Below are 24,688 nucleotides of genomic sequence, written 5' to 3'. Positions count from 1 at the left end.
TCGGCATCGGAACGACGAGTCCGGTAGATAAATTGGACGTTTATAACGGAAATTTTTATCTTACTGATTCAGATATCAATCATGGACTTACCACACTTGCCCCTTCGAATGCATATTTAAAGCTAGGCATAATTCACAGTTCTAGCGGCGGAGCAAGATTTGAGGGTCTTTCAACTACAGATTATAATGCCATGACAATTACCGCCGTTATGGGCACCACTAACCCGACAGACGCAACCCCGGCCATGCTATTTCAGTCCTACAAAAGTAACGGCACTACCGGAGGGGCGGCTCTTGCTTCGGCTGAAACCGCTTATCAATTTGATAACTACGCGACGCACATGTTGACGATTTTAGGAAGCGGCAACGTCGGCATCGGTACTACCTCACCTGCGACTAAACTGGATGTTAATGGCACAATTACCCAAACTAACCAGAAATCTTGCGCTACGGGCCTCACAACGGACGCCTTAGGCTCTATAAACGGCTGTGTGGCTTCTGATCAGTCCTTAAAGACAAACATTCAACCGGCCCAATATCCGGCCTTATCCTTAATTTCCCAATTAATTCCTAAAAATTATAAATGGAAAGATACCAAAACTAAGGATGATTTAAATCATACCGGCTTCATAGCCCAGGACTTAGAGAAGATATTCCCTTTAGCGGTTACCAATTCAGGCTTAGATAAAGACGGAAAACAGATGAAAGGCGTTGACTCTAACGCTTTAATCGCCCTTTTAGTCAAAGCTATCCAAGAACAGAATATTAAAATACAGGAGCTGGAAGAAAAACAAAAATCATCCGAGAAGTCTATCAATTCGATACCCTGGTTTTTTACCCCTACTTTTAAGTGTCAAAAGTAGGGTGCGTTGTCATTGGTGTAAACGTACCTTAAAGGTTAAAAAAGTAAGAAAAAAATAAAAATTGCTCTTGACAATTAAATAAATTCGCGTATAGATGAGTTCATTATTTAAGTTTTAATACGACTTTGACCGGACTATTAGCTAACTAAGCAATTATCCGGCCAAAAAAACTCACTCTATGCGGGAGGCAATCCTTAAAGAGACTCTTTTCGAGTTTGAAAAGTTTTTGATGGTGAAAAAAGGAATTTCGAGCGTTACCATCGGCGGTTACCGGGGAACGGTTAAAAGGGCCTTAAAGAAATTTAGGACCTTCGATCCAACCCATGAGGACATAGAAACCTACATCCATAAGATGTACGAAAGGGAATACAGCTATTCTCACGTGGTTAATACTTCTTTATCCCTCGAATGGTACATGAACTTCATTAAAAATCCTTTAAAGCTTGGCCGGCCAAAAAAACCCCGGACGATTATAAAGGACGTTTTAACTGAAGCGGAAATCACCTTACTAATCAACGCTTCAAAAAACATCCGGGAAAAGGCCATGGTATCGATTCTTGCCTATTCAGGGATCAGAAACGGGGAGCTCTGCAACTTAAGGGTCCACGACGTAAACCTTGGGGATAATATGGTCCGGGTGATTAAGGGGAAAGGCCAGCGCGACAGGATGGTAAACATATCCGGTGACTGCACCCGGATTTTACTGGATTACTTAAGAGAGTACCCGAGGAAATCAGACGATCACTTTTTCACCACGCTTAAACGCCATAACAAATATTCGAGCCACGACCTAAGGAAAGTAATTAAAAATCTGGCCCGGCGCGCGAAGCTTAATAAAAGGGTATATCCGCACTTACTGAGGCATAGCTTAGCCACTAACCTTATCCGGCGCGGAGCGAATATCACTTTAGTACAGCGGCAACTTGGTCACTCGTTCATCGAAACTACCATGGTCTATATCAGAAGTTTTCCTCAGCGAATCCAAAACGAATACAATTTATATATACCGAGTTATTTATAATTAATTTTCAAAATCTATGGGATCCAAGTACTGGCTAGACAGCCAAACAATAAGAAATATTTTACTGGCAATTATTCCGTTTCTCGCTTTAGTCTTAAAATCGTTTGGTTTTGAATTTACGCCAAATGACCAAAACGATTTGATTGATTTGATAGTTAGCCTAGTGGCCGCCGTTTCCGGACTTTACTTTTTAATAAAGGCCATGATCGGCCGCTTCAAGGCTGATCGGCCGTTAAGAGGCTATAAATATTAGGATATGCAGGCAAACCTTCAATTATTGATTTCATTTCTAACTTTGGGAGCTTTTATATTTGGCTTATATAAATATTTTCGCGATCCGGATGTTAAAAATTTTGAAAGCATTAACCTGATAAAACAAGCCTGCAAACTTAGGCATGGCAATTTAGATTCAGAAATTTCTTCCATAAAAAACAACCACCTAAGCCACATTGAAAAAGATATCGCGGATATAAAAATAAGCTTAGCCAAAATTGAAACAATTTTGGAGGAAAGGGAAAAAAACAGGCAAGGAGGCTAAAAATGAAGGAGCTCTTTTACAGACTGCTCGATTACATCTTTCGGTACGAACTTCCAGACTTAGAGGAGATTTAAAATGGCTACCACCCAATGCCCCGGATGTCAATCGCTGGTCGTCGGCGATGAAAGATGTTTAGTCAACTGCTCGAACTGCGGGACCGGCTTTAAAATGCCGATCGGATTCCAGTCTCGGGTATACCGCCGGTGCGACTGCGGACAACATCGATTGTCCTTTAGCCACAGGGAAGGCGAAAACAGCATTTACCAGGCGCCCTGCAATGACAAAATTTACCGCTTCCACTAAGGAGCACAAGGCCAGGCGGGAGCTAAACAAATCCCGCCACCCTCAAAGATAACTTCTAACATATGAAATCAAACAAAAAAACTTTAATATCCGGATTGTTTATTTCAATAGCTATTTTTCTTTTAGGCTTTATTAAAATTAATGCCGGTATCGATGCCGACAAAATTGAATCAATTTATACCGATAAAAAGAAGGAAAAGTTTGAGGAAGTAAAAAACAGCGCTGATAAAAAAAATTCCCACCAAAACGCCAAAATTCTTACTAAAGAATACGAGCGGATTAACAAAAAAAATAAAACCTATAATTTAAGAAACAAAAGGCTGACTGAGATTTTGGATGAAAGGTTAAAAGCGGATTTACAAATAACTCAATAATATGGAAAAAACTAAAGACATAAATTACGGCTTGGTATTTGAAGAGGTGAAAGAACAAGACTGGGTATTTGGCGCCAGTCCTTTGCAAAATAAAGTAATTTTTGCGGACGGGCACGGCTGGCAAAAATTTATTTGCCAATCGGAAATCCAATTTAACCGAAATTTCGATAGCTTTTCCTGCGTAACTTATGCTATTTTAAAAGCTTTAGTTATGCATATTTATTGCGTTTACGGCATTTTGCTTGATTTAGATGAAATGTTTACGGCCGTAATGAGTAGGACTATACCAGGGGTGGGAAATAGCGTGAGAAACGTCATGGAAAGCCTTAGACTGGACGGCTTTGTTGAAGAATATATTGCCACCAAGCTGCGCTATGCCTTTGACGCCAATACTACTAAGCAAATGTTTTTCGCTGATCAGCCTTACAAATTAGTGCAGGAAGCTCTGAAAAGCATAATCAAATGGAAAATCAATTGGGAAGCGCTTACCACTTCAAATAATGTACCGCATAGCTTGATAGTTGGAGCGCTTAAATATTCCCCGGTAGTGATCACCGGCCGGGCCTGGATTAAAAACGATAAGACCGGCCTTTACGTAGATGAAGGGTTGCCGGCTAACCACGCTCATTTAGCGGTAGATTATGATAGCAAAAATCCGGACATTATTATCGATAGCGATACTTATCCGAAAGACTTTCAATACAAGGAAAACGTTACCCAGGATGATTTGATAAAGCAGCTTGATCCGACTTACCGCATTTGGTCGGCCCATAAAATAACGGCCGAACCGATTATATCAAGCGAGCCCAAGAATTTCTTATTAAATAAGATAAAAGATATGTTAAAAAACATTATCAGGTGCAACAAAGTAACTAACAGTAAATTAGAAATCGGCGCCGGATCGCTTTGGTTTACCAAGGACGGAAAACGGCAACGGTTTAATAAGTGGTCTTTGGACGCTATAACTTTAATGACCGTAAATTTCGGCGTCCAGCAAGCCAGTGATACGGAAATAGCTAAGTTTAAAGAAACAAGCGAATTTTTTCCGGCTAATTAATTAACTTACCAATATGCTTAGTTATACCGAGCGTAGAAATTTATTTGGCAGCTTAACTAAAGACGGCAGTACCGCTAATTTACTCATTGGAGATCGGTTGATGAATTCGGTCGTCCGGGAAGTGGTTAAAAAAAAGCCTTTTGATTTTCTTAAGAAAACCAAGACGGCGCTTACTGAAGCCAGTGTACAATTTTACAAGCTGCCTTATGACTGCGGCAAATTAATTTCTCCACCCACCATTACCATAGCTGGAACCGTATATACTCCGAGGAAGTGCTCTTCCCGGGAAGAATGGGATCGGCTTAACCAAAATACCAATATCACCTCCAATATTCCGGAAAGGTATATTGTTTTTGGCGGCCAGGTAGGCTTTTATCCCAAGCCTTCAGCAGGATCCAATACGATCACTTTTGTTTATTCAAAATTGGTTAAAGACTTATCAATTGCCGATTACACCACCGGAGGGATCCTGACGACTACAAACGCCGGCGCATCGATAGTCGGGACCGGAACCAGCTGGGCGATCGGCATGGCCGGCATGTGGCTTAGGATCACTGACGATACCGCGGCTAATAAAGGGGACGGCGTATGGTACGAAATTGATTCGGTTAGCAGTACTACCGCTTTGACTTTGGAAAAAAATTATGAAGGCGTATCGATAGCGGCCGGGAACGCCGGCTATACCATCGGGCAGATGTCAATTTTGCCTTACGGATTCGGCATACTGCCAGTTTACCGGGCCTGCCAAATTTACCACTCAACCTTAAAACCGGATAAATTTTTAGCCGCCGAATTCAAGGAATTATACCGGGAATCTTATTTATCTTTAATCGAAAACCACAGCCTGGAAACTTTTGATCCGGTTATTTTGGATGAAGAAGTAGAAATAATTAATCCAAATTTATCAGTCTGGTTATGAAAAGAACTATAAGGGTAAACAGCATAATAGGCGGCCAGGGCCCGACCCAATATATAAACATTGAAGGCGGGTATAACGCCGCGCAAGGCGTAGATCCGGATTTTCCGGCCGAATCCGGGGACAAAAGAGCCTCGGGTATTATCGTACCTACTGGTTATTCTAAATTTTCCGGAGCCAATGTCGACAGCTTTGTTAACTGGCTTATTACCAATATTAAAGATGAAAAGGTTTACGGTTATCAGCAAAACGGCAAAGTAGTAAGTTATGACGAAAATTTAGCCAATGAAGCTTTAGTCGGTACGCCTACTTCAGGAGCGGGAAACGGGGGAAATTATTATAACAATTACCTTTATTTCATGACCCCGACTAATGTATCGCGCTACGGACCGTTAAACGGAACTCCTACTTTGACAAATACATTTTGGACCGGACTAAGCTTAGCCGCTTTAACTAATACCACTTATCCGACTATAAGAAATGTAGTTATTCCTAATCATGCCGGGCATGTGCACGGCGATAACTGCTTATATTTTGGCGACGTAATAAGCGGCCAGGGAGTGATTCATAAAATTAAAACCACTAAAACTACAGTAGAGGGCGACACTAATAACGGATCAGCCTATAACGCTTTAGATCTTCCTTTTGGATTTTATCCGGTAGATATTGAAAGCTCGGGCACTGATTTAGCTATAGTAGCTATCCAAACCACCAGCGACAATTTAATTCAGGGTAATGCCCATCTTTTTTTATGGAACACGATTGACGACTCATTTTTTAAAGCTATTCCTTTACCCGATCCTTTGGTTACGGCCGTAGTGAACGTGAACGGAATCTTAATGATATTTACCGGAGACGGAAAAGACGGAGTAAGGATCTCAAAATATATCGGAGGCAATTCGGTTATTCCAGTCTTAGAGATAGACGAAGGAGCGCCGCCGTTCGCCGGCGCGGTTGATGCTAAAGGAAATAAACTGTTTTGGGGGGCTTACCAGTCCTATCCTACTACTGCAGGGGTAGTCCACGCCTTAGGATCAAAGAAGTCTAATCTGCCCCAAGGCTGGCACACCCCGGTTAAGTGCACTTCAGCAGGCGCCAATCCCATGGTAACGGCCGTAAAAGCGGTTGAGCAGGATTCAACCATGACGCCTAAAGTAATCGCGGCCTGGGGAGACGACTCAGGAAAGGGAATTGATAAATATTCTTCAAGCGCGACCTTAAGTTCAGTAATGAGAATCGGTCCTTTTAATATCGGGGAAAAGTTTAGTATCGATCGGATAAGAATCCCTTTAGCAAAATCCATAGCCGCTAATATGCAAATTATTCCTAAGGTTTATATTGACGATGAATCGACTACCAAAACTTTAGCCACGGTGAATGCTACAAATTATAACGGCTTAAGAAAAGTGATTTACAAGGGAGCGGATCTCCAGGACTATATCGGGGAAAATAACTTTATTTTGGAATTAGCCTGGGGAGGCACGGTCCAGCTTCCGGTATTACTTCCAATCCTTGTAGATATCGATATTTACGAAGACGAATAAATTTAAAATTAAACTAAGATGAGCAAGGATTTTAACCAATTTGAAATACCAACGCCTGAATCAACCCAATATGTAACCGAAGAGCAGGTAAGGGCAATTATTAATGATACTTTAAGGTTTGTTACCGAGGAGACTAAAAATAGCGGCGGTGAAATAGGCTGGAAGGTAATTTCCGATGAAGTCATTTCCAAGGTTTTAACCTTGTCTGTTAAAGACGGGACTGGAGATTCTAAGATTCAAGCGGGTAAAACCGATTTTACCAACACCGAAAACGGTTTTATTTTGGGTATTGATGATTCTGATTCCAATAAAGTTAAATTTTTTTTAGGGAATGACACTAATTATATTAATTGGGACGGATCAACTTTAACCATAGTCGGAGGGATTGATATATCTTCTAAGCTGGATAAAACCGGCGGGGCTTACCAAAGCGCGGCATCCGGATCAAGGGTATTAATTTTTCCTGATTTAAATACGGGGATACAAATTATTGACGACTCAGGTAATGATGTTTTTAAAGTTTTAGTTGGCGGTACGGATGTCGGAGATATAGTCATGGGAAATTTTGCATCCGATAAGGGCTTAAAATGGGATAAGTCGGCGGGAACCTTTACTGTAAAAGGATCCTTGGTAACCGGTGCTTCTTCAATTATAGATGGTCAGTATTTAACCGATTTGACTGTTACCGGATCTAAGTTAGCCAATTTAACCATTACCGCAGCTCAAATTGCTAATGCGACTATTACCGGTACCCAAATAGCTTCAGCAACTATTACCAGCGACAATATTCAAAACGCTACAATCACGGGAACGGATATTGCCAGCGCTACAATTGCGGGGTCAAACATTATAACTGGAACAATCACCGCCACGCAAATCGCGAATGCCACGATAACGGCCGGCCAAATTGCCAGCGCAACCATAACAGGGACGCAAATCGCCGCGGCGACGATTGCCGGGTCAAATATTGTAAGCGGAACGATAACGGCCACACAAATCCAGGACGCAACCATTACGAGCGGAAAAATAGCCACCGGAACGATAACCGGAGGCAATATAGCTTCAGGCACCATTCAAAGCGGAAATATCGCGTCAGGGACTATTTCGGCTGGAAATATTGCTAATCTAACCATCACCGCGGCCCAGATAGCTAATTTAACAATTACAGCTTCACAAATAGCCAACCAGACCGTAACCAACGGCCAAATCGCCCAAAATACCATTACCGGCGGAGCAACCGGCAATTTAGCCCTATTAGCGGTTACGGCCGATAATATTGCGGCTAACACCATTACCGCCGCGAAAATCGCCGCCCAGACAATTACTGCGTCGGAGATTGCCGCCGGGACGATCACTTCGGATAAAATCACCGTAACCAGCCTTTCAGCCTTATCAGCCAATATGGGAACTATTACGGCCGGAACGATTACGCTTGACGCTTCCGGACATATCAAGTCAGGCCAGACAGATTATAATACCGGAAACGGATTTTTCTTGGGCCATTCCACTTTTAATACCGGGGCAATCACTCCAAGCACTTTTACTAATACAGCTTATGGCGACGGTGAATCATGGGCTACTCCCGCTAACGCCGGAGCAAGCGATGATACATACACGACTAACGGAATATTATCATCAAACAGGAGTGATTATTTAGACTGTACTAATTTAAGTTCGCCAGTTCCTACAAACGCGACGATTGTCGGGATTAAAGTTGAAGTAGAAATAAAATCTAACGTTGATACCGGCGCCATAGACGTTACCGCGCAATTAATTAAAACTGGAACCGCTCAGGGGAGTAATCTTGCGGCCGGAACTACAATAACTACCACCGAATCATATATCACTTACGGCGGAGCTTCCAGCATGTGGGGTCTTACTTTAACCCCAGCCGACGTCAACGCTTCAAATTTTGGTTTTAGATGGCAAGGCAGGCCGACCGGAGCGGGCAGGACTTTTTCGATTGATCACGTAAGAATTACCGTTTATTATACTATTCCGGTATTTTCAATTGGAAATTCCGATAATTTTCAAACTTTTAACGGTACTACGCTCGAGGCAACTGATATGCAAATTGCTTTTAGATTAACGTCCGGCGAAGCGATAACGGCTGGCGACGCTATCCAAATGGGATTCTATACAGGAACTTTATTTATTCCTTCGGAAGACACTTATGTAAGGGAAGACGAGCCAAATAATAATAAAGGCTCAGAAGTAATTTTATATGCCGGGGCAAATGGAGGACAAAGAAGATATATATTTGCAAAATGGGATTTAACCGGACTGCCAACCGCAAACTTAACTTCGGCAATACTTTATTTTAAAACTTCCAACGATATTCAAGGAGGAACCCCTGTTTTTTATAAGATTACGTCCAGCTGGGCTGAAGGGACGGTTACCTGGAATACCAAGCCTACTGTTGGCGCTTCATTAGGATCAGTTTCAACGCCAAATAATAATACTTTTTATTCTATAGATATTACTACCCAAGTTCAAAATTGGCTTAATGGAACAGATGCTAATTATGGAGTGCAGATTAGTGACGCATTTCTTGGAATGAATTCATCCGAGGCAGCTACCGCGGCTGATCGGCCGTATCTCTTACTAACTTATGACAATTCAAAAATATTTAAATCAAAGGCTGATTATTCCGCCAATACTCAAAGGTGGGTAGGATTTGCTTTAGAAACAAAAGCGGTTGATTTATCAACTAAAGTCCAATTTACGAATATTTATACATCGTCAGGATTAACTCCCGGAAGCATTTATTATCTTTCCGATACCAGCGGAGCAATTTCCACGTCTGCTGGGACGGTAAGCAAAAAAGTAGGTTTAGCCTTAACTGCAACCAAGCTATTAATTTTAAACACATGAATAATATTGAAAAGTTAAAAAGCGCCCTTGAAAAAAAAGAAAAAGATACCAGTGAAGAGCGTATTATCAAGCTTGAAAATGCGGTTAAGGAAATTTTAGAAATGCTTAAAACTAGAAGCTTTTAAATTATTAAGTATAATATTATGGCATTAAAACCAACAGACCTTATTAAAATAACTCCGGAATTTTTATCCCAATATAAAGGGCAGAAATTTGCTTACGGCGGCGATGGTGAATTTCAAAACAGGGTTTATGACGTTACCGATGCCGGATTAGTTGATACTGGTCAGACTTACCAAGGCGGTTCAGTTGTTAGATTTGACCCTTATTCCGGCATAGGCCAAGGTTCAAGACAGGATACATTTAAGTATTTTAATCTTGATAATTCCGAATTTCAAAACATGGTGAAAACTAATAACCCCGGACAATACCAGGATTTATGGGGTTCGGCTCAGCCAAAATTTAGGGCGAGAAATTCTAACGAGGATATGTATGCTTATTTATCTGAAAAGCAAACTTGGGAAAAACAAAATTTAGGCAGTTCAAGCATTCAATTAGGACTTTCCCCGGAACAATTAGCGGCAGAGAACGCCAAAGCCCCTAAGCCTGTTTTTCAAACATCCGGACAACCTCCAGTAGTTGATCAAGCTAAGGCGGTCCAAAGCATGCTATACAAAAACTCGGCCGGGGCTACTATTGATCCTAGCAAATATACCAACCTGCAAGGACCGGCATTGGACGAATGGGCTAAAAGCCAAGGCTACAGTCCTGTTGGAGCCCAATCAGGCGCTACGGGCCAAAATGACGCCTTAAACACTGCTTTAAAAAACAAGGTAGATCAAACCAATAGCGAACTCAGCGCCAACGAAAATTACGTTAACGCGGTTTTTCAAGCTTATCACGGAAGACCGGCCAATAAAGAGGAACTGACTAAATTCACCGGTCAAAAAGTCGGAGACGTTTTAAAGCAAATAAAAGCCGGATCCCCGGATAAGGGATTTAATAAAGAACTGCAGGAATCGGGAAATAAAGTTGACGCGGGATTACAAGCGGCTCTAGACCGGGAAGCTAAAGGCCAGGCTACAGCCACAGACCAGGCTAATTTAGCTTACGCGCGCCAAAAAGGCATGATTCCAGCTAAAGGGGCTAATGGCGACGCTACGGGCCAAATTCAGGCTTTAGGGAACGCCATAAATAACGCTGGAGCAGGGGGATCACCCTCAGGGACTCCAACCGTTACCCCGACTACTCCAGAGGCTCAAGCGACCACTAACGAACAGGTTAAAGCCTTAGAAGCCAAGATAGCGGAACTGATGGGAAAAACTCCGGAAGAATTGGAATTGGAAAAAACTTTAAACAATTTATACTCTTCAGAAGAAATGGGAATTAATAAAATTAAAGACCAACCCATAGCCATGGACTTCATAACAGGACAGGCGGCCGCGGTAGAAAGAAGAGTCAACACTCAAGCCAACACTTTAACGAGAAAACTGGCCACTGAACAAGCCAGAAGAGCGGCGGCCTTAGACGTAGCTAAATTTGAGCTGGGAAGGGAAGATGTAAAAACCGAAAAAACTGAAGCCAAGCAGGAAAAATTGGAAGACCGGGCTTACCAGGAAAAAACCAAATTGGACGATAGAACTTATCAGGACAAGGAAGAGGACGAAGATTTTGCAAAAGATTTAGCTTTAAAAGGTTATTTTAAAATATCCGGACCATCAGGACTTAAAGGTTTAAAAGAAGATCAGATTTTAAGGATGCCGGACGGAACAATCTACAAAAAGCCGGCCGGAGCAGAAGATACCCAGATAGTAACCGCAAACAGCCGGACGCTATTAATCAATTCAAAAACCGGGGAAATTATTAAAGATTTGGGAAACGCTTATAAGGGGACAGGAAGCGGATCTTCGAGTAGTTTAACCAAGGAAGAGCAAGCCTTTAAAAAAGTACTGGACGAAGAAATTACCAAACTGGCGAGAGGGGGAAGCTGGGCCCAGTCATGGAACAGAATTAAAGGCTTATATCCGGATGTTACAAATGAGCAATTAGATCAGATGCTTAATAAGGGGCAGTATTATAGTCAGACGGGAAAGAAGGAAGAGGAAACTAATCTTACCAGAGCAAATGTTTCTAAATTATATGGTCTAAGTGATGATGACACAAAAAACGGATTTTTAGGAAACGGGAAAACAAACAGGCAAAAATTAGACGACATTATGGCTTCAATCACTCAGTATCAAGCCGTTGGTTATTCTGATGATGAGATATTAAAATTAATGAAAGAATAATAATTTATCAAATAAATGGCCATTAATTATTCAAAATTTATTCCGGGAGTCAGCCAACCGGTTAAACAAACCGGAACTATTAATTATTCCAAGTTTTTATCGAAGAAAAAGGAAGAAGAGAAAAAAGAAGAGCCAGCCAAGCCAATTAACCAAAACGCCGAAAAGGCCAAGTTTACCATTAGCAACATGTTTAAATCCGGCCAGGCTACTACTGCACCAATATCAACTATTCCGGCAAGAACCAATACCGACGGAATCGATCCGGCCCTAAAAGTTCAAGGGGAGAAGATAGTAAAGAATCAGCCGGTTATTCCTACTAAGCCTAAACCATTCAGTGATTTATTTAAAAAGAATCCGGAGAGAAAAGAAATGACCTTTAACGTAGGGGAAGGATTGAGTGAAGAAGAAAACAAGAAAGCAGAAAATACGGCCGGTATTTCCGGACGGGATAAATTAGCCAGGCATAAAAACCCGATGCTGGACGCCATGCTAGTTAACGCCGGCATAACCGAAAGACAAGTAGAGGAAGCAGCGCCAAAATCCAGACTGGCCGCGGCTGGAGCTTTATTAGATATGGCTTTGCCTAGCCAAGGCATAGGCCAGGTAACCGGATCACTCAGGCTGGCGTCTAAAGTCCCTGGAGCCAACCTAGCAGAAAATATCGGGGAAGCAGTAAAAAAAATCGGCAAAAGTGATTTTATTGATGAATACAGCAAATTAAAAAAACAACCAAAATTTATGCCGATTTCCCAGCCGGCAAAAGAAATTAAAATCGGCAAAATAACCGAAGAGGCTAAAGCAATAATTAAAACCCAGGCTGATGATGTTGTGGTAACCAAAAAATCCCTTAAGCATATAGCCGACAAGCCAGAAAAATTTCCAGAAGATGTAGTCCGACGAATACCGGATATTATACAGAATCCTTCCGAGATATTAGAAGGTAAAAAACTTAAAACCGGTGAGGAAAGATTTTTATTTGTTAAAAGAAATGGTGGATCAGCGGCTTCAGTTGTTGAGGTTAGCTTTGAAAAAAATAAAAATACCGTAATTACGGTATTTAAGTCAGACGATAAGTATCTTCAAAAATTTAAGCCTCTTTGGAAGACGGGCGCCTCAAGTGAGGCGGTCCTTCCATCTGCTTCAGCGCGCGAGGCGCTGGCTGGCAGCCGACCCGAGTTTTCTGCTCTTAAAGAGGCTGAAAGTTTCGAAAAAGGTACTGATAATATTAACGTAGCAAGGCAGCGCGGAAAAGTCAAGAGCTTAGCTGAAAGGGAACAGGATTTAATAAGACGGGAAATGGAGGCAAATCTTAAAAAAGACTTCGGTGGCGAGTTAGAAAACCAATACCAGGCGTTTAAACCCTTAATACGCAAGCTGTACGGCTCGTACGCTAATTTTATTGATGAAGCCGAGGATTACGCCAAAATTAAAACAAAGGCCCTGCAAAAGGGCATTTTAGGCGAAAAAATAGATAATTTATTATATTCCCAGGAACAATCCGGAGATGAAGTTTTGGATATGTTTAAAGACCGGATTATTGGCAAGGTGGAAAATAAGGGAGTTAAAACCGAATTAACGGAAGAGCGAGTAGCACTTAACCAGGAAATCAAGACTCAAAAAAAATTAGAAAAGCGCGGGCTAAAAGAATCGTATTTAAAAATGAGAGAAACACAAAAAGAGAAAAAAATATCTGATGAACAGTTAAAAAGGTTAAGAGAAAAAACCGGGGCCAAGGAATGGAAAAATACCAGCAAGACCCAGATAGACGATATGAGAAAAGAGCTTTCAAGATTGAAAGAAGGGGATCGTTATATTGACAGCGACCAATCCGAAGGACTTATTGAATACGTTAAAAAAGAATTTAATGAAAATCTTTTTCCGGACCAGGCGATAATGACCGAAAGGGAAGTATTAAAAGATTACGGAATTGTATTGCCAAAAACCAGAAGAGGCGGCATCCGGGCTCCGATTCTTGAACTTGAATTATGGAAGGACGGATCAGCCATTTCTCTTTCAAGAGAAACGCTGGAAAGAAACCTTGAGCGCGTTGCCGGCAGTGAGGCAGACGAAATAAAAAATTTCGTAGTTAATCCCACGAGAAAAAATGAAACCGCCAGAATAGAATTTACAAATGGTTTACGGACGTTAATGAACGACACGATTGTTAAGGACATGAAAATAAGGGTCGGTTCAAAGGAAGACGCTTTAATTCAAAGATTTGGAGAGCAAAGGATGGTTCAGCAGGAACTTTGGGATCAGACAAAAAAAATAGCAAAACAAAGAGGGGTAAAAAAATATAAGGATTTAATATCCATGGCCCTACAGGATGACGTTCCTCCAGGCTATCCGGTAAATTTCTCAAGGGGGATTGATTCAGAAAAATTTGCCAGGCTTCCTGGTAAGGTTAAAGAAAACATTGAGCTTGCGGTAAATGATATAAAAAAAATACACAAAGAATTGAAGGATCTCGGCGAAGAGGGGGTACTAAAACAGAAGTCTTCGGATAAATGGCAGGATATCCGAAAAGCTACAGAATACTTCAGGGAAATTTATAACGACCTTTTAGACCGGGTAAATAAAGAGCGGGCAAAATTTGGTTATGAGCCGATACAAAAAAGGAAAGATTATTTCAGGCATTTTACAGAAATGGAAGCGGCCATAGACAAAGTGGGAAACGTTTTTAAACAAGAGGATCTACCTACTCAAATATCAGGGCTTACCGAATTTTTTAATCCAGGCAAGCCTTTTTCCACCGCGGAGCTTAGAAGAAAAGGCGGGTTTTTTACCGAATCGGCCATAAAGGGCATGGATAATTATTTAGATACTATATCTAAGCAGATTTACCATATTGACAGCATTCAGCGGGGAAGGGCGATTGAAGCCTATATTAGGGACGCGGCAGAGGTAAACAAAAAAGTAAAATTGCCCAATCTTGTCGCAAATCTCCATGAATATACCAACCTGCTTTCCGGAAAAAAATCAGCAATTGATCGCGCGGCCGAATCTATGCTCGGGAGAAAGATTTTTGTATTGGCGAACTTAGTTAAGCAAAGGACTAGTGCTAATATGATAGTGGGAAATATTTCATCGGCCTTAACTAACTTCATACCCTTTACTGAGTTTTTGGCTACCACCAAAAAGAAAGAAGTCGCCCAAGGAATATTTGAAGCGGCCACAAGCGTATTTAACAAAGGCTACTTTGATATTAACGGGGTAGAATCAGACTTTTTAAAGCGAAGATATCCTATTCAAAACATAGATTTGACCAAGACCAAAAAAGCGGCCGAGGTAGCCGGATGGCTTTTTGAAACGGTTGATAAATTTACCGCTAAATCAGTAGTTTCTGGCAAATATTTTGAAAACCTTAAAAAGGGCATGACCGCAGCTGAAGCAATATTGGAGGCAGATGTTTACGCCGGCAAAATGCTGGCCGACAGATCAATTGGACAATTGCCTAATTTAATGGGAGCTAAAATATTTGCTCCAGTTTCCCAATTTCAGACTGAGGTTAATAATGTTTATTCGGTAATTACTAAAGATATGCCTAAGCTTTCGGAAGGAAATAAAATTAAATTAACACGCATGATAGGAGAATTTATAGTTTATTCGTACCTTTTCAACGAGGCGTACGAAAAAGTTTCCGGAAGAAGGCCGACCATAGACATTGGATACGCGATTTCGTACATGATGGGGTTTGAAGAGGAAGCTAAGGATAAAAGCTTTTTAGAGCGGGCATCCAAAGAAGCGGAAGACATCGCGGGAAATCTTCCTTTTGTCGGAAGCATAACCGGCGGCAGATTTCCTATTGGCGCCGGAATACCGAGTCTTAAGCCTTTAGCCGGAGATATTTCAGATTATACTGACGGAAAATGGAAAAAAGAATTGGCTAAACCGGCATTTTATTTAGCTCCTCCATTCGGCGGCGGCCAAGCTAAAAAAACTATTGAAGGAATAGGCGCCTACAGGGAAGGGGAAGTTAGAAGTAAGTCGGGAAAAACCAGTCTTTATAGCATAAAAAAAAGCCCAGCCAACAAGGTACGGACTGGATTATTTGGAAAATATGCTACACCTGAGGCAAAAGAATATTTTGAAGGTGTCAATAAAAAAACAACCCTGCCCGGGTTGCCAAAAATACCTAAACTTCCCAAGTTACCACCTTTAACAAAATTTCCTAATCAAAAATAAATTATTTTTTTATCAGTCCTATCAGATGAAATATATATAAAAAAAGCGTAAAAAAAAGATATATTACAAATAAAATAAAAAAAGGCAAAAAAGAATATCCAATAATAAATGAAAAGAAAGAATCCGGATAAACTAAAAATACAAAAAGCCCTATAAAAGTGAAAATTGCTAATAACACTTTAGGTATTTCAGAATATCTTAAAAAATCTTTCATTTTATTTTTAAAAGTAGTCATAAAAATTACTTAATATAATCAAAAAAATTAAAATAAAGGGTAATATCTTCTCGGTTATTTAAGACAATCTTCCCATCGCAAATCTTAATACTAATATTCAGGTTTTCAGCGTTGCCAATAACCCCCTTATTTTTAAATACTTCCAAATCTGAGCTCTTAAAAACAATAAAACCGGTTCTCGGCTGCTTTTCATTTTTTACCAAGTATCTTAAAACCAAAATATAAAAAGTGTCTTTAAAATTATATCGTTCAAATTGCTTTTTATCTACAGTCGCATAAAAACTTCCGTTTCGAAAATTTGCAGTTTTTATTTGGATGTAATAAAAATCTTTTCCCTTGGAAGCGACAATATCAATTCCCTGATCAACGGCCATTATTGAAGCGTTGAATTCTCTAAATAACAGTTCGCTCAGCACCGCGTGTTCTCCAGCTCTACCGGTAAAAAGGCAATTAGTAGGAGGTAAGATAATATCTCCGGGGGTTGGCGTTCCTTTAGGCTTTTTTTCGGCGATAATTTTGTAAAAGCCTTTCTTGTAGCCGCCCTTGCCGTTTGGTACTTTTTTAAAAACTGATCCCTTTTTTCTTTTAACGTCGCCGATTAAAATGCGGTTGATATTTTTTTTGAGATCATCTTTGCCTAATTCTTCATCTAAACCGCGGGTAATAAATTCATCGGATATTTCATCAACGTGAAGCCCGTTTTTTTTACCCAAAAGAATTTTAAAAATTGTGTCTTTGTTTATTGCCATGGCAATTTTCTTAATTTATCCAGACTCTACCATAAACCAAGGAATAATTCAATAGCCCGTCCTTGACAGGGAATAGAGCAGTTTGGTAAGCTTACTTAAGCATATTAACAAATAGGGCTGATCCCCCTCAAAGAGCTTTCCCGGCACATAAACTTGTGTCGAAACTTCTGGCGTAGGTTCTAAAAGGATCAACGCCGCAAGGCAAAACAAACTAAAGGGTTTGCTCGCCTACGCTGGAGGTTTTGGTACAAGTTTTTTGTATAAAAAAAATCCGCTGGCAGCGGAGGGTAAAATGGCCGGGTAGTGAAATTGGACATCACGCAAATCTGCTAAATTTGCATTCAGGGATCATAGCCCTGCCCGGTCACAAATATTTTGAAAATTACCCTTCGCTACTAGCGGATCTTATTTTGAGGGACAAAAAAACGTCTTTATAGCATAAGGCGCTTTTTTATTTAAGCATAGGACTCTTAAATATATATTAAGACAAAAGATATGTCAACCCTCTTTTGATTTTATTTTGAAGCACTTGTATTTGTTAACAGTATAATATTGCCCGGCCAGGCTTGTCAATAGGCCCATTGACTTATATTTAAAGGTATCGTAAATTGCTCAGTTAACTAACGGGAGACCCCTTGTGAGGATCCCCCTGGCCAACCAGGAAGGTACTAGCTTCCAAAATTGGTTATTTAAATTATAACATGAATGGCCGCTTGTCGCCATTTTCTTGTGATGTTATGAATAAAAATTTAGAACTTTATATCCAGTTTTTAAACTGGCTTCGTATTGGGCATTCGCTCGATACAGTTTCTTCCTACAAATGGGGCTTAAAAGTTTATCTTGATTGGTGCGACGGAGTGGAAAAAGATATTTTAAAATTCAAAGAAAACGATTTCGTTGATTACGCCAGCTATTTAAGGGATGATCGCGGCGTTAAACGTAGCACTTCCGGACATTATATTTGCGCGCTTAGAACATTTTGGCGCTGGCTTTACCGGCAGGAATTAGTAAAATTTGACGACAGCTATATTCCGGTCCCGAAAGATAACGACAAAGAGCATTATCCATACGTTGTAAAACAAGAGCTTGATTTAATCCTTAATTATTTTGATGAATTTTATTCCGAGCAATTGCGCGATAAAACTATTATTGCCTTTTTAGCGGCCACCGGCTTAAGGTTAGGAGAAATGCTTGCCATGGAAATCGGGCAAATTGATTTGGATGATAAAAAGGCCACGGCCCGGACATTTAAACGGACTAACCACTTCCGGGAAATTTATTGGGACGACGAAACTAACCGGCTTCTTAAAAATTGGCTGGAGGTCCGGGAAAAATATATGGAAAAAGCCAACTTTCAAAGTAACGCCTTATTTATTAGCCTGGCCCGGACGAAGATCGGAAAACCCAGCTGTAAAAGTAATGTTCAAAAGATGATCCGGAAAGTCCGAAAAAACTTAGGAATCAAAAAAAAGATAACCGCGCATTCATTCCGGCATGGCTTTGGTCATAAGGCAGTGGAAAATCAGATCCACCCCAGGCACTTACAAATAATGCTTGGGCATGCTAAATTAAATACCACAATGTTTTATATGGGCGTCAGTAACAAGGAAGTAGAAGAAATTTACAGAAATAAAATGGAGAGCAGTTTGACACGGCCTTAATTATTTGGTATACTTAAGGTACAAAACTAAAAACAGCGAACATGTCACCGCAGTGGTCAAAGCGTTAATCGTCTATTCTGTTTATATATCAAAAAGTGCCTGCCAGAAGAGCGGGCATTTTTTATTTTTGCATTTTAACGGCTTGTAGTATAATGTAATAAGGGATGAATTGCCCCTTTATTTTATTTAATTATGCCGGCTAAAGTCGCCAATATCGCCAAAAACACTTCGTATTTTACCGTTGCCTTGGTTTTGCAAAAGGTGATTTCTTTTAGCTACTTTATAATTCTCGCGCGCTACTTAGGCCCCGAAGATTTGGGCAAATACTATTTTGCCATATCATTCACTACGATTTTTTCTATTATTATCGACCTTGGGTTTGCCGGAGTGCTAATCCGCGAAGTGGCGAAAGACAATAAAACAGCTGATAAATTTCTAGGAAGCATTCTGGCCATGAAGATCCCCTTGACCGTTGTATCGTTCATCATGGTCGGAGTTTTAATTAACGCCTTGGGCTATCCCGACGTTACGAAATTCCTTGTTTACGTATCAATGATCTGCATGGCGCTTGATTCATTCACCCTGTCGTTTTTTTCCACCATCCGCGGCTTCCATAATTTAAGCTATGAGAGCGTCGGTTCGATTATTTTTCAGCTTTTGGTTATTATAATCGGCGCGGCGCTCGTGAAAATGGGCTTGGGGCTAAGATGGATGTTTCTGCCTCTTATCGCCGCGAGCGTATTTAACTTTTTTTATTCCATGTATCTGGTCGGGGTAAAGTGGAAGATTAAAATAGCGCCTGTTTGGGATTATCCGCGGATAAAATACATTTTAGGCATCTCCATCGCCTTTGCCATGTACGGCGTCTTAAACCGGGTTTATACTTTTCTTGACTCCGTATTATTGTCGCTTTTGGCCGGCGACCGCGAAGTAGGCCTTTATCAGGTTGCTTTTAAAATCATTATTGCCCTGCAGTTCCTGCCCATGGCCTTTGCCGCCTCGCTTTATCCGGCCCTTTCCTTGTACTGGCTGAAAAATAAAAGCCAATTGTCCGTTACTTTCGAGCGGGCGATGAATTATTTAATTATCATATCCATACCGATTAGCGTCGGGATAATCATGATTGCCGATAAGGTTGTTTTGGTTTTTAAGTCCGGCTTTTCCGAAGCTATACTGCCATTGCAAATTACCATCGCCCAGTTGTTATTCACCTTTGTCAATTTTCCCATCGGCTCATTATTAAACGCCTGCGACCGGCAGAAGCAAAATTCTTATATCATGGGCGCGGTGGCGCTATCGAGCGCCGCTTTGAATATAATGCTAATTCCCCGGCTCGGCGCGGTCGGGGCGAGCATCACCTCTTCGGTTTGCGGAGTATTGCAGGTCGCGCTAGGCATGATTCTCGTAAGAAAAATTATCGACTATCGATTGAGGAAAAATTTACTGATATTTATAAAAGTAACAGCCTCGGCTATAGTTATGGCTTTATCAGTTTTATATTTAAAAAATTACATCAACGTTTTTGTTACCGCCGGCATCGGAGGCGTAATTTATTTTATAGTTTTATTCCTTCTGGGCGGGTATAAAAAAGAGGATGTTATGAGTATCGTTGAATCATTTAAGAAAAAGCCGCAGATTCAGGAAGAAGCGGTGGAAAATTTATAACTAAATCCAATTATGCGTTTTCTTATATTTACTTTGGAATATCCGCCGTTTAAAGGCGGGGTCGGAAAATATTACGAGGACATGGCAAAAAACTGGCCCGAGGGCAGGGAGATTTTCGTTTTGGACAATAACGACGGAAAATTAGTGTCCAGCCGCTTGCCGCGCTATAAGTGGCTGCCGTCAATCTGGCGGCTTTGGGTGAGCGTGAACAAAAATAAAATCAACCATATATTGGTCGGCCACGTCTTGCCCCTGGGCATAGCGGCTTTTATCGTTAACCGGCTGGCCGGGATAAAATATTCGATTGTCCTCCATGGCATGGATTACCTTTGCGCCTTCAAGACCGAGAGAAAATCCTGGGTGGTCCAAAAGATTTTTTACCGGGCTGAAAAAATAATTTGCGCCAATAGCTATGTGGCCGGACTTTTAGCCGAAGAGCTCGGCGAAAAGATTGCGAAAAAAATCGTAATCATAAATCCGGGAGTGGACGGGAAAATAAAAATCGACAAAGGATTATCGGATAAATTAAAAACGCGGCAGGGCTTAAAAAATAAAATCGTGTTATTAAGCATCAGCCGGCTGGTCAAGCGCAAAGGATTTGATTACGTGATTGAGTCTATGCCTGAAATACTGAAGGCCGCGCCCCAGGCGGTTTACGTAGTAGGCGGCATCGGCCCGGACGAGGAATATTTAAAAGAAAAATGGCAGGCTCTGCCCGAGGAGGTGAAAAAAAAGGTGATCTTTATCGGCAAGCCGGATGATAAAGAAAAATGGGCCTGGCTTTCCGCCTGCGACATTTTTGTCATGCCGTCCCGAAAAATTAACGGCGACGTCGAGGGGTTTGGCATTGTTTACCTTGAAGCTAATCTGGCCGGCAAGCCGGTAATTGCCGGCGATTCGGGAGGGGTGCGCGACGCGGTTTCCGATCAGGTAAACGGGCTTTTGGTTAATCCGGATGATAAAGATGATATTGTCCGGGCGATAGTAAGCCTTGTTAATAACAAGGCCCTCCGCGAAGCTATGGGTGAAAAAGCCCGGTTAAGAGTTTTAGAAGAATATAGCGCCAAAGGCCAGGCTAAAAAGCTTTACGAGGCTGTTAGCGGCGAATAGTAAAGGCGATTTTTGGCGAATATTTCAAACTAACGCGTTTAAGCCGTTAATGCATCGCGATTACTTTGACGCGAATCTTATATTTTGATATTATATACTATATTATCGGAAACATTAACGAACTGGTATTCGGGCAAAACGCTTTTTTGCCGTTTATTTTAATTTAGGGGATTAATAGCATGGAAGAAACAAAGCCGCGAAGAAAAATATTCAAAAGAATAAGCATTGGTTTATTGTCCGTTATACTGCTTGCGGCCTCTTTCGGGGCCGGCGCCTATTTTTCCCAGAAAAATGAGGTTTTAAAAGAGCTGGCTAAAAAGGAAGTGGTATTCTTAGGGAAGCTAACCGGCAAATATTCAGGCGATTCGGGAAAATTAACCCAGGACGTCGATTTTAATTTGTACTGGAAAGTTTGGGATTTACTGCATGAGCAGTACGTCGATAAGGATAAATTAAACGACAAAACATTGTTTTACGGCTCTCTTCGGGGATTGGTTTCCGCGGCCGGCGATCCGTATACGGTTTTTATGGATCCGAAAATTTCTCTTGATTTTTCCAATGATTTAGCCGGAACTTTTGAAGGAATCGGCGCGGAAATCGGGATGAAAGACGATACGATAACGATTATTGCCCCCTTGCCGGACATGCCGGCGGAAAAAATGGGCTTAAAAGCCGGGGATAAAATTTATGCCATTGACGGAAAATCAACCGCCGGCTTTACTGTTGATGAGGCGGTAAATAAAATCCGCGGCCCCAAAGGGACGGAAGTAACCTTGACGATTTACCGCGAGGGCTTTAAGGAAACAAAAGACTATAAGGTAAAAAGGGACAAGATAACGGTAAAAAGCGTAAATACAAAAATGAACGAATCCGGGATTTTTGTAATTACGGTAACCAATTTTAATGATGACACGCAGGGCTTGTTCGATAAGGCAGTGACCGAGGCAGTAGAAAAAAATCCCAAAGGAATTATTTTAGACTTAAGGAATAACCCCGGCGGCTACCTTGATACGGCTATAGAGATGGCTTCAAAGTGGGTTGACGGCGGGATTGTAGTAACCGAGAAATTTTCCGATGAAAAAAAGAACGATTATTTGTCCCGCGGACGGGCGCGGTTAAAAGATTATCCCACCATGGTTTTAGTGAACCAAGGTTCGGCGTCGGCTTCGGAGATCGTGGCCGGAGCGTTGCAGGATGCGGGAGAGGGCGTTATTATCGGCCATCAGACCTTTGGCAAAGGCTCGGTCCAAACCCTGGAGAATTTGTCGGACGGATCATCGGTGAAAATCACCGTTGCCAAATGGTATACTCCTAAAGGCAATAATATAACCGAAAAGGGGATAACTCCGGATATAATTGCAGAACTGAAGCCAGAAGATTTTGATAAAGGAAAAGACCCCCAGATGGACAAAGCCGTCAATATTCTTACCGGCAAGGAAAAATATGATCCGAAAAAAAGCGAGGTAAAAAACGAGGTTAAAAAATAGCTTCGCTTGATATATCGGTTCCAATAAGCTATATTAGAACTATATGGCCAATCCAAAAGGAAAAAAGAAGATCTCAACCAAGTACATTTTTGTCGTCGGCGGAGTGATGTCATCAGTCGGCAAGGGCGTGGCGGCCGCCTCAATCGCGAATATTTTAAAATCCAAAGGCTACGCGGTGTCGAACATTAAGTGCGACATGTACATTAATATTGACGCCGGGACAATCCGCCCGACCGAGCACGGCGAGGTTTTTGTCGGGGAGGACGGCGTTGAGGCCGACCAGGATTTAGGAAATTACGAGCGGTTCACCGGCAATCCGGTTACTCGGGTGAATTACATCACTACCGGCCAGGTTTATCAGGAGGTGATAAGAAAAGAGCGGAACCTTGAATATGGCGGCGAGGATGTTGAAGTAGTGCCGGATATTCCGAACGAAATTATTAGGAGAATCAAATTGGCGGGAAAAACCGATAAGGCGGAAATCGTGGTAATTGAATTCGGCGGTACGGTAGGCGAATACCAGGTTTTGCTGTTTTTAGAAGCGGCCAGAATGATGAAATTGGAAAGCCCAAAAGATGTTTTGTTCGCTATCGTAAGCTATCTTCCTATTCCGGAGATGATCGGGGAGATGAAGACTAAGCCGACTCAATACGCGGTCAGGACGCTGAATTCGGCCGGCATCCAGCCAGACTTCATAATCGCCCGGGCGGCCCGTCCTTTAGACGAAAAGCGCCGGGAAAAACTCGGAATTTTTTGCAATATTTCCAAAGACGACGTAGTGTCGGCGCCGGACGTAAAGTCAATTTACGAAATACCGATTAATTTTGAAAAAGAAGGCTTGGGCGAGCGGATATTGGAAAAATTCGGCCTGAAAGCCAGGCACAAGGACTTAAAAGAGTGGGCGGCAATGGTTAATAAGTACAAAGCCGCGAAACGGCCGGTAAAAATCGGCGTGGTTGGCAAATATTTCGCTACCGGAGATTTTTGCTTGTCTGATTCTTACATATCCGTGATTGAAGCGGTTAAACATGCCTGCACCGCCAATAACTGCACGCCGGTATTTTGCTGGGTTAATACGGCTGACATCGAAAAGAACGGCACTGGCGCTTTAAAACAGTTTGACGGAATAATCGTTCCCCAAGGCTGGGGATCAAGAGGAGCGGAAGGAAAAATCGCCACGATTGAATATTGCCGGAAGAATAAAGTGCCGTATTTCGGTTTATGCTACGGCATGCAGATGGCGGTAATCGAATTCGCGAGAAATGTTTTAGGCTATAAGGATGCCAATTCGGAAGAGGTCAATCCAAAAACAACTAATCCGGTAATCCATATTATGCCCGAGCAAAAAGAATTAATTGCCAAAAAGCAGTACGGCGGGACTATCCGCTTAGGCGGCTGGCCGTGCAAAATCGTGCCCGGCACGCATCTTGAGTCCGCCTACGCCAAGGCTCCGGCGGATAAAAAAGCCGGCTGGAAGGCTGGAAAAGATATGATCGTATCCGAGCGCCATCGCCACCGCTACGAATTCAATAATAAATACCGCGAAGAAATGCAAAAGATGGGTTTGACCATTGCCGGAACTTCGCCGGACGGACTGATCGTCGAAGCGGTTGAAATAAAAGACCATCCGTTTTTTATCGGCACCCAGTTCCATCCCGAATACATTTCCCGCCCGCTCGACCCGCATCCTTTATTCGTCGAATTCATCCGGGTGTGTTTAGAAAAGAAATAGTTGTTATATCCTTTTAAAATAATTGCCAGTAAAAAATCCGGGAATAACCGGATTTTTTAAACCGCGCAATTTAATAAGTTTAACTC

General features: G+C 41.7%; 19 protein-coding genes. 18 read left to right on the top strand and 1 reads right to left on the bottom strand.

What is annotated here, in order from left to right:
- The 13 genes from WC715_05995 to WC715_05935 all read left to right on the top strand — a co-directional run.
- A partial coding sequence (locus WC715_05995; GenBank protein ID MFA6171968.1) for a tail fiber domain-containing protein occupies nucleotides 1–863 on the top strand: 863 nt, incomplete at its 5' end.
- A 178-nt stretch (nucleotides 864–1,041) separates the two neighbouring features.
- The gene (locus tag WC715_05990; GenBank protein ID MFA6171967.1) at nucleotides 1,042–1,884 is read left to right on the top strand and encodes a tyrosine-type recombinase/integrase; all 843 of its coding nucleotides are present in this window, start codon (nucleotides 1,042–1,044) and stop codon (nucleotides 1,882–1,884) included.
- A 16-nt stretch (nucleotides 1,885–1,900) separates the two neighbouring features.
- Nucleotides 1,901–2,137 carry a hypothetical protein gene (locus WC715_05985; GenBank protein ID MFA6171966.1) on the top strand — a complete coding sequence of 79 codons (237 nt, stop codon included), beginning with the start codon at nucleotides 1,901–1,903 and terminating at the stop codon, nucleotides 2,135–2,137.
- 3 nt (nucleotides 2,138–2,140) lie between these two features.
- Nucleotides 2,141–2,422, top strand: a complete 282-nt coding sequence (locus tag WC715_05980; protein ID MFA6171965.1) for a hypothetical protein — start codon at nucleotides 2,141–2,143, stop codon at nucleotides 2,420–2,422.
- 75 nt (nucleotides 2,423–2,497) lie between these two features.
- Nucleotides 2,498–2,725, top strand: a complete 228-nt coding sequence (locus WC715_05975) for a hypothetical protein (protein ID MFA6171964.1) — start codon at nucleotides 2,498–2,500, stop codon at nucleotides 2,723–2,725.
- Between the two features lie 62 nt (nucleotides 2,726–2,787).
- Nucleotides 2,788–3,099 carry a hypothetical protein gene (locus tag WC715_05970; GenBank protein MFA6171963.1) on the top strand — a complete coding sequence of 104 codons (312 nt, stop codon included), beginning with the start codon at nucleotides 2,788–2,790 and terminating at the stop codon, nucleotides 3,097–3,099.
- A gap of 1 nt (nucleotide 3,100) precedes the next feature.
- Complete coding sequence (locus tag WC715_05965; protein ID MFA6171962.1) at nucleotides 3,101–4,156, top strand: hypothetical protein; 1,056 nt, start codon at nucleotides 3,101–3,103, stop codon at nucleotides 4,154–4,156.
- 13 nt (nucleotides 4,157–4,169) lie between these two features.
- Complete coding sequence (locus WC715_05960; GenBank protein MFA6171961.1) at nucleotides 4,170–5,075, top strand: hypothetical protein; 906 nt, start codon at nucleotides 4,170–4,172, stop codon at nucleotides 5,073–5,075.
- Nucleotides 5,072–6,616: a hypothetical protein gene (locus WC715_05955; protein MFA6171960.1), complete on the top strand. Its 1,545-nt coding sequence runs from the start codon at nucleotides 5,072–5,074 to the stop codon at nucleotides 6,614–6,616. The genes WC715_05960 and WC715_05955 overlap by 4 nt, the downstream gene beginning before the upstream one ends.
- A gap of 18 nt (nucleotides 6,617–6,634) precedes the next feature.
- Nucleotides 6,635–9,490, top strand: a complete 2,856-nt coding sequence (locus WC715_05950; protein MFA6171959.1) for a DNRLRE domain-containing protein — start codon at nucleotides 6,635–6,637, stop codon at nucleotides 9,488–9,490.
- Nucleotides 9,487–9,615: a hypothetical protein gene (locus tag WC715_05945; protein ID MFA6171958.1), complete on the top strand. Its 129-nt coding sequence runs from the start codon at nucleotides 9,487–9,489 to the stop codon at nucleotides 9,613–9,615. Before WC715_05950 ends, WC715_05945 begins: the two co-directional genes overlap by 4 nt.
- Nucleotides 9,616–9,633: 18 nt before the next feature.
- Nucleotides 9,634–11,778 carry a hypothetical protein gene (locus tag WC715_05940; protein ID MFA6171957.1) on the top strand — a complete coding sequence of 715 codons (2,145 nt, stop codon included), beginning with the start codon at nucleotides 9,634–9,636 and terminating at the stop codon, nucleotides 11,776–11,778.
- A gap of 15 nt (nucleotides 11,779–11,793) precedes the next feature.
- Nucleotides 11,794–15,963, top strand: coding sequence for a PBECR2 nuclease fold domain-containing protein (locus WC715_05935; protein MFA6171956.1), 4,170 nt, complete (start codon nucleotides 11,794–11,796; stop codon nucleotides 15,961–15,963).
- A gap of 240 nt (nucleotides 15,964–16,203) precedes the next feature.
- On the opposite strand, the gene WC715_05930 is transcribed toward WC715_05935, so the two are convergent.
- Nucleotides 16,204–16,947, bottom strand: a complete 744-nt coding sequence (locus WC715_05930) for a hypothetical protein (protein MFA6171955.1) — start codon at nucleotides 16,945–16,947, stop codon at nucleotides 16,204–16,206.
- A gap of 737 nt (nucleotides 16,948–17,684) precedes the next feature.
- On the opposite strand from WC715_05930, the gene WC715_05925 reads away from it, so the two are divergent.
- From WC715_05925 to WC715_05905, 5 genes are all read left to right on the top strand, one after another.
- Nucleotides 17,685–18,608 (top strand): tyrosine-type recombinase/integrase, encoded by a 924-nt coding sequence (locus WC715_05925; GenBank protein ID MFA6171954.1) that lies wholly within the window; start codon nucleotides 17,685–17,687, stop codon nucleotides 18,606–18,608.
- Nucleotides 18,609–18,800: 192 nt separating this feature from the next.
- Nucleotides 18,801–20,273: a flippase gene (locus WC715_05920; GenBank protein MFA6171953.1), complete on the top strand. Its 1,473-nt coding sequence runs from the start codon at nucleotides 18,801–18,803 to the stop codon at nucleotides 20,271–20,273.
- A 12-nt stretch (nucleotides 20,274–20,285) separates the two neighbouring features.
- Entirely contained in the window at nucleotides 20,286–21,383 is a 1,098-nt protein-coding gene (locus WC715_05915) for a glycosyltransferase family 4 protein (protein MFA6171952.1), read from the top strand.
- A gap of 179 nt (nucleotides 21,384–21,562) precedes the next feature.
- Nucleotides 21,563–22,870, top strand: a complete 1,308-nt coding sequence (locus WC715_05910; protein MFA6171951.1) for a S41 family peptidase — start codon at nucleotides 21,563–21,565, stop codon at nucleotides 22,868–22,870.
- Between the two features lie 43 nt (nucleotides 22,871–22,913).
- The gene (locus tag WC715_05905; GenBank protein ID MFA6171950.1) at nucleotides 22,914–24,602 is read left to right on the top strand and encodes a CTP synthase; all 1,689 of its coding nucleotides are present in this window, start codon (nucleotides 22,914–22,916) and stop codon (nucleotides 24,600–24,602) included.
- Nucleotides 24,603–24,688: the final 86 nt, after the last annotated feature.

Source organism: Patescibacteria group bacterium (genome assembly GCA_041661505.1).
In the GTDB taxonomy this organism is placed as follows: domain Bacteria; phylum Patescibacteriota; class Patescibacteriia; order Patescibacteriales; family JBAZCA01; genus JBAZCA01.
The sequence above is the reverse complement of the archived record's forward strand: the minus strand, read 5'-3'. Positions and strand labels throughout refer to the sequence as shown.